Annotated in this window: 10 protein-coding genes; 7 read left to right on the top strand and 3 right to left on the bottom strand. The window is 41.0% G+C overall.

Annotated elements, in window-relative coordinates; genetic code table 11:
- Nucleotides 1–211 precede the first annotated feature (211 nt).
- A complete protein-coding gene (gene zupT, locus L8T27_RS16645) occupies nt 212–1,018 on the top strand; it encodes a zinc transporter ZupT (RefSeq protein WP_233318518.1) in 807 nt (268 codons plus the stop codon).
- Nucleotides 1,019–1,042: 24 nt separating this feature from the next.
- On the opposite strand, the gene L8T27_RS16640 is transcribed toward zupT, so the two are convergent.
- On the bottom strand, nt 1,043–1,258 hold the full coding sequence (locus tag L8T27_RS16640) for a hypothetical protein (RefSeq protein ID WP_233318520.1): 216 nt from the start codon (nt 1,256–1,258) through the stop codon (nt 1,043–1,045).
- Between the two features lie 179 nt (nt 1,259–1,437).
- On the opposite strand from L8T27_RS16640, the gene rpiA reads away from it, so the two are divergent.
- Both rpiA and ystJ read left to right on the top strand, forming a co-directional pair.
- Complete coding sequence (gene rpiA / locus L8T27_RS16635; protein WP_237941910.1) at nt 1,438–2,115, top strand: ribose-5-phosphate isomerase RpiA; 678 nt, start codon at nt 1,438–1,440, stop codon at nt 2,113–2,115.
- Nucleotides 2,116–2,370: 255 nt separating this feature from the next.
- Entirely contained in the window at nt 2,371–3,603 is a 1,233-nt protein-coding gene (ystJ, locus tag L8T27_RS16630; protein WP_233318524.1) for an NADP-dependent malic enzyme, read from the top strand.
- Between the two features lie 37 nt (nt 3,604–3,640).
- On the opposite strand, the gene L8T27_RS16625 is transcribed toward ystJ, so the two are convergent.
- Together L8T27_RS16625 and L8T27_RS16620 are read right to left on the bottom strand one after the other, a co-directional pair.
- A complete protein-coding gene (locus L8T27_RS16625; RefSeq protein ID WP_481858861.1) occupies nt 3,641–4,966 on the bottom strand; it encodes a nucleobase:cation symporter-2 family protein in 1,326 nt (441 codons plus the stop codon).
- 125 nt (nt 4,967–5,091) lie between these two features.
- Complete coding sequence (locus L8T27_RS16620) at nt 5,092–6,735, bottom strand: PucR family transcriptional regulator (RefSeq protein ID WP_233318528.1); 1,644 nt, start codon at nt 6,733–6,735, stop codon at nt 5,092–5,094.
- Nucleotides 6,736–6,935: 200 nt separating this feature from the next.
- Between L8T27_RS16620 and allC the strand changes: the two genes are divergently transcribed.
- The 4 genes from allC (at nt 6,936) to L8T27_RS16600 (ending at nt 11,800) form a co-directional block, all read left to right on the top strand.
- Entirely contained in the window at nt 6,936–8,171 is a 1,236-nt protein-coding gene (gene allC / locus L8T27_RS16615; RefSeq protein ID WP_349238804.1) for an allantoate deiminase, read from the top strand.
- A gap of 13 nt (nt 8,172–8,184) precedes the next feature.
- Nucleotides 8,185–9,435, top strand: coding sequence for a pyridoxal-phosphate-dependent aminotransferase family protein (locus L8T27_RS16610; RefSeq protein WP_282581402.1), 1,251 nt, complete (start codon nt 8,185–8,187; stop codon nt 9,433–9,435).
- A gap of 295 nt (nt 9,436–9,730) precedes the next feature.
- Nucleotides 9,731–11,164, top strand: coding sequence for a proline--tRNA ligase (proS, locus tag L8T27_RS16605; protein WP_237941908.1), 1,434 nt, complete (start codon nt 9,731–9,733; stop codon nt 11,162–11,164).
- Nucleotides 11,165–11,446: 282 nt separating this feature from the next.
- Entirely contained in the window at nt 11,447–11,800 is a 354-nt protein-coding gene (locus tag L8T27_RS16600) for a hypothetical protein (protein ID WP_237941907.1), read from the top strand.
- Nucleotides 11,801–11,941 lie beyond the last annotated feature (141 nt).

Raw genomic sequence — 11,941 nt, 5'->3', positions numbered from 1 at the left:
CTTACTTTTAGGAAAAGCGTTTTTTTTAGAGAAACTTGTCCTTTTTGCGCAATATATGAACATTTGCCTAAAAAATGCATATATATTAATTGACGTATTGTTGATATACATTTAAAATCTTTCCTAAAGGAAACTTTTTTAAATGGAGTAAACAAACGTTAAATTGCCAATTAGCTGAATGCTTAAAAAACTTCAATAAAGGGGAATGACAATGCCGGATAATTTACTGCTAGCTTTTGGGTTAACCTTATTAGCTGGTCTTGCAACAGGTATCGGAAGTTTGCTTGCATTACTTACTTCCAGAACGAATACTAAATTCCTGTCATGGATGCTTGGATTTTCTGCAGGTGTAATGATTTATGTTTCGATGATTGAGATTTTTGTAAAAGCGAAGGATTCACTCGTCAGTTATTTAGGGGAACAGCAGGGGAATTGGCTCACTGTCGGTGGTTTTTTTGCAGGGATTTTACTGATAGCATTAATTGATAAGTTTGTACCAGAACAGGGGAATCCACATGAATTGAAGAAGGTTGAAGATTTGACATCTCCTAAGAAAACGACAGACGCAGCTCTGTTGAAAATGGGGACATTTACAGCGCTTGCCATCGCAATTCATAACTTTCCGGAAGGTATTGCTACATTTACTGCTGCCTTGCAGGATCCAGCACTTGGAGTTGCCATCGCTATCGCAATAGCCATTCACAATATTCCTGAGGGAATTGCCGTTTCCGTACCAATCTATTTTGCAACAGGAGACAGAAAAAAGGCATTCAAATTATCCTTTTTATCTGGTCTTGCAGAGCCGGTCGGCGCTGTCGTGGCATTCTTGATTTTGATGCCATTTTTGAATGATCTTATGTTTGGTTTAATATTTGCAGCAGTTGCAGGAATCATGGTTTTCATATCTTTGGATGAATTATTGCCTGCCGCAAAGAAATATGACGAAGGCCACTTGTCGATTTACGGTCTAGTTACGGGTATGGCTGTTATGGCAGTCAGCTTGCTGCTAGTTATTTAAGATTCATAGCAGCAAGGTGCTACCTTATTTTAAAAGCTTTTTATTTTCGATTTCCATTTTTTCAACTTCAAGCTTCATTTTATCTGTTTCCAGCAAAAAATTCTCATGCCTCAACTTTTCAAGGGTGATTTCATCTTGGATCATTTTTCGTTTTAATTTGAGTTTATCCTTTGAGTGTTCTGTAACAATGGCGATAATAGGAATGGCGAATACCATGATTACTGCGACTAGTCCTGTCATTATGAACCTCCTTCTAGAAATTGTCTTATCATTGATTATACGATAAACCCCTTGTGGATGTTTCAAAAGATGCGATATTTGTTAGATAATCTAATGAAAAAAGAGGAGTTAATGGAAATTCCTCTTTTTTTGTATTACGATGGAGACAAGCATTCTTACCAATTAACGGGGTGAAAGCAATGAATGAAAAAGCAGCAGTAGGTGAAAAGGCGGCAGTTGATTATGTTAAAGATGGCATGGTAGTTGGATTAGGTACAGGTTCAACAGTCTACTATACAATCTTAAAAATAGGCGAAATGGTCCGGAAAGGGCTGAAGATTACAGGTGTGGCGACTTCTGTCCAAACAGAAAAACTGGCCAAAGAGCAAGGTATACCGCTTCTGTCTTTAGATGAGGTAAAAACGATTGATGTAGCGATTGATGGAGCGGACGAAATAAATCATTATTTTCACGCGATTAAAGGCGGAGGCGGAGCTTTGCTGAGAGAGAAAATAATTGCAAAGGCTTCCAAACAGTTTGTAGTGGTTGCTGATTCCAAAAAAGTGGTGCAAAGCTTAGGAGAATTTCCGCTTCCTGTTGAAATAGTTCCGTTTGGAGCTAGTAAAACAGAAGGGTATATTCAAAGCTTTGGCTGTCAGACCGCATTAAGAATGCAAGGGGACAGTCCTTATGTTACCGATAACGGCAACTATATCATTGATTGCCGATTCGGTGAAATAAAAGACCCGGAACAGCTGGAAAAAGAATTGAATAACATAACAGGTGTTGTTGAAAACGGCCTGTTTGTCGATATGGTCAAGCATGTAATTACAATCGGCGAGGATAAACAGGCAATCCTTTTGGACAAGCTGGAATAATCTATTTTAAGAAGTAAGAAATGTCTGCTTCCAACCAAAACCTTTAACTTTGTTAGAGGTTTTTTCCTGCTGTCTAAGAATGTTCATAAAATCCTCACAATATCTCCGTTTTTTTTACTTTATTAAAGTTTCCATTTCATTTTGTAAGTTATATCATCGTTACATGGATAATTTATAAAAGGAAAAATGGTCAGAAGTGCTTCCGTATTTATTTGGGAAAGGCTTCTGATGGATAAGCGAAAGGGAGAGAATTCTATGTCATTACGAGAAGATGCTTTAAGAATGCATCAAGAAAAACAAGGTAAATTGGAAGTGAACGCAAAGGTAGAGGTGAAGAATGCACAGGATTTGAGTTTAGCATATTCACCAGGTGTGGCAGAACCTTGCAAGGTAATCCATGAGCAGCCTGAGACGGTTTATGATTATACAATGAAAGGAAACATGGTTGGTGTTGTAACAAACGGCACTGCAGTTCTTGGTTTGGGCAATATCGGAGCAGCTGCTTCTTTGCCTGTAATGGAAGGGAAAGCTATTCTTTTTAAAAGTTTTGCAGGAGTGGATGCATTCCCGATTGCTCTAGACACTACAGATCCAGATAAGGTCGTGGAGACAGTCTCGTTAATGGCTGCCGGCTTTGGCGGAATCAACCTGGAGGATATTGCAGCACCACAATGCTTCGAAATCGAAGAGCGTCTTAAGCAGAAATTGGACATTCCTGTATTTCATGATGACCAGCATGGAACAGCAATTGTCACAGTTGCCGGACTGCTGAATGCCTTAAAAATTGTTAAGAAGGAATGGAAAGATATTAAGATTGTTTTAAATGGAGCAGGAGCTGCAGGGATTGCTATTACAAAGCTGCTTTACTCATACGGGGTTACAAATATGATCATGTGTGACACAAAAGGGGCAATTTACGCAGGTCGTCCTGAAGGGATGAATGCAGTGAAGGAATCTGTTGCTGCTTATACAAATATAAACAAAGAATCTGGTTCTTTAAGTGATGTGATAAAAGGCGCAGATGTATTCATTGGCGTATCAGTTGCTGGTGCATTAACGAGTGAGATGGTTTCAACAATGAATAAGGATGCTATTATTTTCGCGATGGCAAACCCGGTTCCAGAAATTACTCCAGCTGAGGCGAAGTCTGCAGGAGCTGCCGTTGTCGGAACTGGAAGATCTGACTTCCCGAACCAGGTGAATAATGTGTTAGCATTCCCGGGAATTTTCCGTGGAGCATTAGATGTGCGTGCGACAGATATTAACGAGGAAATGAAGCGAGCTGCAGTTGGTGCAATTGCTGATTTGATTGAAGAGTCCGAATTAAATCCAGATTATGTTATCCCAAGTCCATTCGATCCGCGTGTTGCCCCTGCAGTAGCTGCAGCGGTAGCTAGTGCCGCGATGGACACAAAGGTAGCAAGAATTACAGTTGATCCTCAGCAAGTGTTAAACAGAACTGCTGAGCTGACAAGCATCGGCAATTAATAATGAAAGGCTGCAGCATGAGCTGCAGCCTTTTTGTTTAGGAAGATTGGCCTTCCAGAACAGGGTTTGCTTCTTGGAGAGCTTTTTCTTTTTTCGGTTTCATACTGAAAAGCAGATTTAAAAGGATGGCAACAAGACTTCCGGAAATAATGCCGTCACTGACGATGATGCGCAAGAAGGAAGGAAGTTGGGCAAATAAGTCAGGAACAGCAGTGGCGCCAAGACCGATCGAAACAGAGCAAGCCATTATTAGCAGATTTGCTTGTTTGCTGAAGTCAACAGTACTGAGCATTTTGATACCTGATGATACAACCATTCCGAACATCACGACTGTTGCTCCGCCAAGAACGGGTGTCGGAATGACGGTTGCAAATGCCGCTATTTTTGGAATCAAACCAAGAAATACTAGGATACCGCCAGCTGCAACTACTACATTTTTGGTCTTTACCTTGGACAGCTGTACAAGGCCGACGTTTTGAGCAAAGGTATTATATGGGAAGGCATTAAAAATCCCTCCGAGTGTGATGGCAACACCTTCTGCCCGATACCCTCTAGTCAAGTCTTTGTCAGACAGCGGCTTTTCGCATATTTTGCTGAGGGCGAAGAAAACGCCTGTGGATTCAATGACAATAACAATTCCAACCACCAGCATCGTTAAAATCGGACCGATTTCAAATGTAGGTGTCCCGAAATAGAAAACACTCGGCAAACGGAACCAGCTTGCTTCTGCAACTGGAGAAAAGTCGACTTTTCCCATGAAGGCAGCTGCGGCTGTTCCAACGATAATACCTGCTAATACAGATAGTGACTGAACAAAGCCTTTTGAAAAACGGCTTAAAATAAGAATGAAAAGCAATACACTAAAGGATAAGGCGAGATTCTCGATAGAACCGAAGTCCGGACTTGCAGCTCCGCCTCCCATGTTTTTTATTCCTGATGGTATTAGCGATAACCCGATGATTGTCACGACTGTTCCGATGACAACAGGCGGGAAAAGCTTCGCAATTTTGCTGAAGAGCGGTGCGCAAATGATGATGAACAAACCTGTTACGATAATGGCTCCATATATGGCAGTAATGCCATAGTTAGTGCCGATAGAGATCATCGGCGTGACGGCAACGAAGGAGCTCCCTAATACTACAGGGAGTCCAATCCCTAAATACTTGTTTTTCCATGCTTGCAATAGTGTGGCGATACCGCATGTAAGCAAATCAATTGCGACTAAGTACGCAAGCTGTTCTGCTGTCAGCTCTAAGGCTCTCCCGACTAATAATGGCACGAGGATAGCTCCTGCATACATCGCCAGCACATGCTGAAGACCTAAGGAAAAAATTTTCCCGTTGTTCAGTTTTGTTTTTGTCATCATTATCACTCTCTCATACTTAATGTTAATTAATCTAACATGTTAGGTTATGTTAATTAACATATTAAAGAGTGGGTAAAAATAAGTCATTGGTTATAATGTACAAAATATTTAGAAAATATAGTTTACTTTACACCTGCAGTTGGCTGCTGTACCTGCAAAATCGATTTAATTCGAAATGCCAAGCGTAAATGGAAGGTTGTATCTGCGTCTTTCAGGCTTCTTCCTAAAAGCTCTTCGCATTTCTCCAACCGGTAAATAACAGTATTGCGATGAACAAATAGCCTTTTCGCTGTTTCTGATATTTGACAATGTGTTTCCAAATAAACAGACAATGTATGAAGCAGAATTTGGGCATCTTCTTCCTGCTGCTTATTCGACAGCCCTTGAAAGATATGATCACAAAACTCCTGTAAATCCTTCTCTGGGATAATTCGCAGCATTTCCGAAACATCCTTCGGACGGTGCACTTGAATAAACTGTGATTTTGCTGACAGCAAACCTGTATGATAAGCACTCAATGCCTCTTTATAAGCATTCTGCATATTAACGAGCTGATGACTGATGTTGCTGAGCCCAAATGACATCGTTTTTTTGAAGATTTTTTCTATATTACCTTGAAGATCTTTTAAATAGTCAATTGCCTGTGAACGGAATTCTACATTAGAATCGCCGGCTTCCATGATGAGAATACAATGATCTCCTTTTACAAACAGCTGCGTGAGAAAAGGTGCCTTTATTATTTCTGTCTCGAGGAATTCATACAGATAATCTGTTTCAAGCTGGTGCTGTGCGAATGTTTTATGGACATTGCTTTGATCAACCTTGCCAAGAATCATCAGAGAGGGGAGCTCGTTTGTTAAGGAAAACTCTTTGGCTCTGCTGGTGATTTCTTCTTTTGAAGTTATTCGTCCTTCTACCATGTTTAAAAAGAACTCATTGCGTGCTCTTCTGGCATATTGTCTTTCCGTGTTTTCCCGCATAAGTTCAAAGGTGAGGACATTTGTAGCCTGTTCAATTGTCAAAAGTAAATTTTTATCGTGAATAGGCAGGCTGCCAAGCGCAATCAAAAATGCTGGTTTGCCGATAGGTGTATGGATTGGAAATGCCGCAAATACTTCTTCTGTATATCTGGAAGAAAAGCATGTACAGGAAGTGCTGTTTAAAAACAGGCGGAAATCCTCTGCATATAAATTCATGATCATTTCACTGATTGGGTGTTTCGAATGGGAAGAAGCATGGATTTGGAAATGCTGATCAAGCAGAATGACCCTCTGACCAATCATATTAGATAAATCGTCAAGCAATTTTTTTATGCCTTTGCCTTTTAAAATATGCTGTGTAAATTTCCTATGCGTTTCAAAAGCAGTCAGTAAATCAGACGTTCGTTCATTTAGCATATATTGCAGTGTAGTATTGACAATTTCTCCAAGCGATTTCTCCAGCGGGATTTGTAAGACGGGAAATTGATGGGTATCAGCATATTGGATAACTTCTTCCGGAATACTTTCTAAGAAGCGGTGTGTTTTTATACCCAATCCGGCGCATTTTTGTTTATGCATAGATTGAACGAGCCCCAACAGCAGTGCCGGATCCTCCTTCAAGTGGTAGGCAGTCGTGACGAGAAAATCATTTTCAAACAGGAAGTCGATGATGTCTGGCGCATCCATCATGGTGACATTTTTAATTTCCCTACCTAAACCGTTTTTTCCAGCAAGGATTTCAATGTCATGAAATGCAGGTTTATTAAGAAGATCAATCAGTTTCATATTAGCCTCCTTCTGATATGCCGTTTTATTTCTTTTTATTATAACGGCAACTTAGTTAATTTGCACAAAAAATTTAGATAATTCTAACATAGTCTCTAATGAATTCAGGAAATATCGTCTTTATCATTAATTAATAAAAACTAACTTGTAGGCGATAAAGTTAAAAACTTGGTAGGAAGGCTAGGAGGAAGTGAGGCATAATGATGAAAACATCCATTCAAGTGAACGAACAAGAAATAGACAGCTGGCTTCAATGGCTGTCTGAATATGGGCAAACGGAAGATGGTGGAGTAACGCGCCTCCTTTATGATGAAAATTGGGCAAAAGCACAAGGAGCCTTAAAGATCAGGATGGAGCAAATTGGCTTATCTGCACAATTTGATGGGGTCGGAAACTTATTCGGCAAGCTTGAAGGCACAGATGAATCAGCAAAATCGATATTGACTGGCTCTCATATCGATACGGTCGTCAATGGCGGCAAATATGACGGCGGATATGGAATTATCGCAAGTTGCTTGGCTGTTAATTATCTTGCTGGGAAATATGGAAAACCGCTGAAAACGATAGAAGTAGTATCTTTATGCGAGGAGGAAGGAAGCCGTTTTCCGCTGGCTTTTTGGGGATCAGGGTCAATCACTGGCAGGTATCAAAAGGACGAAAGCTTGACACTTTTTGATACGGCGGATATTTCTATGGCTCAAGCCCTTAATAAAATTCCGTTTATCCCGGAAAGTGATAGTCTCAAACGAACGGATATTGGCTGCTTCATAGAATTGCATATTGAACAAGGTGCGGTTTTGGAAAAAGAAGAAAAATCAATTGGAGTAGTATCCCATATTGTCGGCCAGCGCCGCTTTACGATAAAGATTACAGGTGAAAGCAATCATGCAGGTACAACACCGATGATGTACAGAAAAGACAGCCTGCATATTGCGTCACAGCTAATTCTTCATGCAATGGACAGGGCTAGTGCTGTTGACAGTTTAGTAGCAACGGTCGGAAGTATTACGGCCTCTCCGAATGTGCCGAATGTTATCCCTAAGGAAGTAGTGTTTACATTGGATGTTCGTCATCATGAAGAAGAAGCAATCCAGCAATATTGTGAGAGTCTATTTGCATTCTTTCATGAAAAATGTGATGAAAAAGGGCTTCAGATTGAGATAGACCAATGGCTGGATGTAAAGCCGGTAGCCATGAACAGCCAATTACAGCTGCAAGCAGAAGAAGTGCTGCAGGACACCGGTCTTCCATACAAAACAATGACAAGCGGTGCTGGTCATGATGCACAGGTATTTGGACCCTACTGTCCGACAGCTTTGCTGTTTGTGCCGAGTACAAATGGAATCAGCCATTCTCCAGATGAGTTTACCAATCTTCAAGACTTGAAAAATGGCGTTACCGTATTAATAGAGTTGCTGCATAAGCTGGCTTACTAATAGAAAGGGAGAGATGATAATGTTTGGCGAACTCAATACACCATTAAGAACCATCATGACCCCAGGTCCAGTCGAAGTGGACCCTAGGGTGCTTCGGGCAATGTCCAATCCTATTCTAGGACAATTTGACCCTGCCTTTACGGACATTATGAACAATGTGATGAAAATGCTCCAACAACTTTTCAAGACAAATAATGAATGGGCATTTCCAATTGACGGTACATCCCGATCTGGACTTGAGGCAGTACTGGCAAGTGTGATCGAGCCTGGCGATAAAGTGCTTATCCCGATTTACGGCCGGTTTGGTCATTTGCTGACAGAAATCGCAGAAAGATATGGTGCTGAAATCCATTTGCTTCATCGGGACTGGGGCACGGTTTTTGATCCAGAAGAAGTAATTGCGGAAATGAAGAAGGTGAAACCGAAGATTGTTGCGATGGTCCATGGCGAAACTTCTACCGGCTGCATGCAGCCGTTAGCAGAAATAGGCAAGGCATGCAGGGAAGAGGATGTCCTGTTTATTGTTGATGCAGTTGCAACGATTGGCGGCACAGATGTTCAGACAGATAACTGGTATATTGATGCTATAATCGGAGGAAACCAGAAATGCTTATCTGTCCCGTCAGGAAATGCACCAATTACGTATAATGAGCGGGTGGAACGCATCCTTAATCAACGGAAAAAGGTCGAGCGAGGCATTGCGACAGAACAAGAATTAGCAGAAAGAAAGGCATTTTCTGCGATCCGCACTAATTATTTCGACTTGGCCCAGCTTCAAGATTACTGGGGACCAAGAAGGCTTAACCACCATACAGAGGCTACATCTATGCTGTATGCACTTCATGAAGGCTTGAGAATTGTCCTTGAAGAAGGATTAGAGCAAAGATTCAAGCGCCATAAACTTCATGAGAAAGCATTAATTGCCGGAATTGAAGGAATGGGCTTAGAACTGTTCGGAGACGCAGGCTCGAAGCTGCCAACAGTAACATGTATCAAGATTCCTGAAGGCATTGAGGCAGAATCAGTCAGAAGCATGATGCTTAATGATTTCGGAGTAGAAATTGCAAGTTCATTCGGTCCTCTGCACGGGAAAATTTGGAGAATCGGAACGATGGGTTACAGCTGCCGGAAAGAAAATGTCTTGTTTGCATTGGCAAGCCTTGAAGCAGCCTTAATCAGACATGGAGCAAAAATCTCAGCAGGAGAAGGAATTCAAGCTTCACTAAATGCATATGAGAAAGAAAAATCATTCATAAATTCGTAATATTTTTCTAGAAAATTGACAATAATGAATCTATTGATTATCATGTTAAAAAAATAACGAAACAATAAAAAGGATTAGTAAACGGTGCGGCTATTAGAAGAGAGGGTCTTTTATGCTGAAAGGGACCTATAGCACGGCCTTTGAACCTGCCTTTTTCGTTCTGCATAAGCTGCAGCGGTGTTAAACCGTTATCATGTTTGAGTGTAAAGCCTTGCTTTAAATTAGGGTGGTACCGCCGATTTTCGGTCCCTAATAAAGCAGGGCTTTTTGTGTTTTAAAAAAAGGGAGTGACAAGATGAAGGGCAATTTTGTAGAAAAAATTACGAATATGGAAGATGATTTTGCGAAATGGTATACCGATGTAGTAACAAAAGCAGAACTGGTTGATTATTCGAGCGTACGCGGATCAATGATCATCAGGCCATATGGCTTTGCTATATGGGAAAATATTAAAAATGAATTGGATTTGCGCATTAAGGAAACAGGCCATGAGAATGTATATATGCCACTTTTTATTCCAGAAAGCCTCCTTCAAAAAGAAAAGGACCATATTGAAGGCTTTGCTCCTGAAGTGGCTTGGGTGACGCATGGAGGAGAAGAAGAGCTTGCAGAAAGATTATGTGTCCGTCCAACCTCTGAAGTGCTGTTCGGGGAGCATTATAAAGATATTATCCATTCTTATCGTGATTTGCCAAAGCTATATAATCAATGGGCAAATGTTGTTAGATGGGAAAAAACAACGAGACCATTTTTGCGCACATTAGAATTCCTCTGGCAGGAAGGACATACTTGTCATGAAACAGAAGCAGATGCAGAAAAAGAAACAGTACAAATGCTTCATGTTTATGCAGCGATATGTGAGGAGATATTAGCCATTCCAGTCGTTAAAGGGAAGAAAACAGAAAAGGAAAAATTTGCTGGAGCAAAATACACATATACAATTGAAAGTCTGATGCATGACGGCAAGGCATTGCAATCAGGCACATCTCATAATTTAGGCGATCATTTTGCCAAGGCATTCGGAATCCAATTTACGGACCGAAACGGTGCTCAAAGCTATGTACAGCAAACCTCCTGGGGATTTACAACGAGAATTATCGGAGCAATGATTATGGTGCATGGTGATGACAGAGGGTTAGTTGTGCCTCCAAGGATTGCTCCAACTCAAGTGATGATTATTCCGATTGCTCAGCATAAAGAAGGTGTGCTTGATTTTACCTATCAGCTAAAAGATAAGCTAGCAGGCAGTTTCCGAACAGGCTTGGATGCAAGTGATAAAAAGCCAGGCTGGAAATTCAACGAGTATGAAATGAAAGGAATTCCTGTCCGCCTTGAAGTTGGCCCAAAGGATATCGAGCAAAAACAAGTCGTGCTTGTCAGGAGAGATACAGGCGAAAAGCTGGCGGTGCCAATGGAAGGCTTGGAGAAAACATTGGAAGACTTGCTTTCAGATATTCAGAAAAACCTGCTCGCAAAAGCAAGCGAGCATCGCGAAGCTAACACCCATCAAGCCCTTGATTTTGAAGCATTTAAGAACCGAGCAAACCAACCAAAAACCGGCTTTATAAAAGCGATGTGGTGTGGTGACAGAGCGTGCGAGGATTTAATCAAGGAAGAAACTGGAGCAACTTCGAGATGCATGCCTTTCGAACAAGAAAAAATCAGTGATACATGTGTATGCTGCGGCAAAAAAGCAGATGCACTTGTCTATTGGGCAAAAGCTTATTAATAAGGAAAAAGCCGAAGGAGAGCATCCTTCGGCTTAAGTTAGTCTACCTTAAACTTACAAACGTTTTCATTATTCGCTATTTTTACCATATAGATAGGAATAAAGTAGTGTACCCGAAGTATTGACCCCCATGTATTATTTGTTAACATTAATAGTGGGAGAAATAAAGCGTTATTATGACATGCTTCACTCTCAAAAAAGGTGAAGTGCCATATGGGAAAATAGATTGCCTTTAGTCCTTGCTGGTTGATGACAGGACATCAGGCAGTGGAGGGGTATCGGATGAGAAAATGGGCTGTGATTGGCATAATGGCTCTGTTTCTGGCGGGCTGCAGCTCGGAAACATATGAAAACGACATGAAGGCAGCAAAAACAGCAATTGAGAGCGGTGACTTAAAAAAAGCTCTGCTGTCACTGGAACTCGCACTTGAGCAGAAGCCAAAGGATGAAACAGCACAGAATCTACATAAAAGAGTGGCTGGATTAATGGATATTAAATCTGCCATTGATAACGGCAACTGGAGTGACGCCTTATCAAAAGCAAGCCAGCTTTCAGAAGATGGCAGGGTGGAAAAGGACCTAGATACACTGTTAGACAAATATTTGGTGGCAGCAGAAGCCAATGCAAATGAATAGGAGAGGAACCAATCTATAGGCAGGTTGGTTTTCATTCAGAAAGGCGTATTTTCTTTGGAAAAAGCGTCTTTTTTATTTTTTTTGAATGGTTAGTTAGAAATTATCAGATGAATTTTTCAAAACTAATAGTTTTCCTAACGA

It is taken from the genome of Niallia sp. Man26, assembly GCF_022049065.2.
Taxonomy (GTDB): domain Bacteria; phylum Bacillota; class Bacilli; order Bacillales; family Cytobacillaceae; genus Niallia.
This window is presented reverse-complemented; position numbering and strand designations above follow the sequence as displayed.

What these genes read in the sequence shown, in the direction of transcription:
- allC (WP_349238804.1), top strand. Translation starts at nt 6,936, where the DNA reads ATGATGAAAACATCCATTCAAGTGAACGAACAAGAAATAGACAGCTGG.
- rpiA (WP_237941910.1), top strand. Translation starts at nt 1,438, where the DNA reads ATGAATGAAAAAGCAGCAGTAGGTGAAAAGGCGGCAGTTGATTATGTT.
- L8T27_RS16610 (WP_282581402.1), top strand. Translation starts at nt 8,185, where the DNA reads ATGATAATGTTTGGCGAACTCAATACACCATTAAGAACCATCATGACC.
- L8T27_RS16620 (WP_233318528.1), bottom strand. Translation starts at nt 6,735, where the DNA reads ATGAAACTGATTGATCTTCTTAATAAACCTGCATTTCATGACATTGAA.
- proS (WP_237941908.1), top strand. Translation starts at nt 9,731, where the DNA reads ATGAAGGGCAATTTTGTAGAAAAAATTACGAATATGGAAGATGATTTT.
- L8T27_RS16600 (WP_237941907.1), top strand. Translation starts at nt 11,447, where the DNA reads ATGAGAAAATGGGCTGTGATTGGCATAATGGCTCTGTTTCTGGCGGGC.
- L8T27_RS16640 (WP_233318520.1), bottom strand. Translation starts at nt 1,258, where the DNA reads ATGACAGGACTAGTCGCAGTAATCATGGTATTCGCCATTCCTATTATC.
- ystJ (WP_233318524.1), top strand. Translation starts at nt 2,371, where the DNA reads ATGTCATTACGAGAAGATGCTTTAAGAATGCATCAAGAAAAACAAGGT.
- zupT (WP_233318518.1), top strand. Translation starts at nt 212, where the DNA reads ATGCCGGATAATTTACTGCTAGCTTTTGGGTTAACCTTATTAGCTGGT.
- L8T27_RS16625 (WP_481858861.1), bottom strand. Translation starts at nt 4,966, where the DNA reads ATGACAAAAACAAAACTGAACAACGGGAAAATTTTTTCCTTAGGTCTT.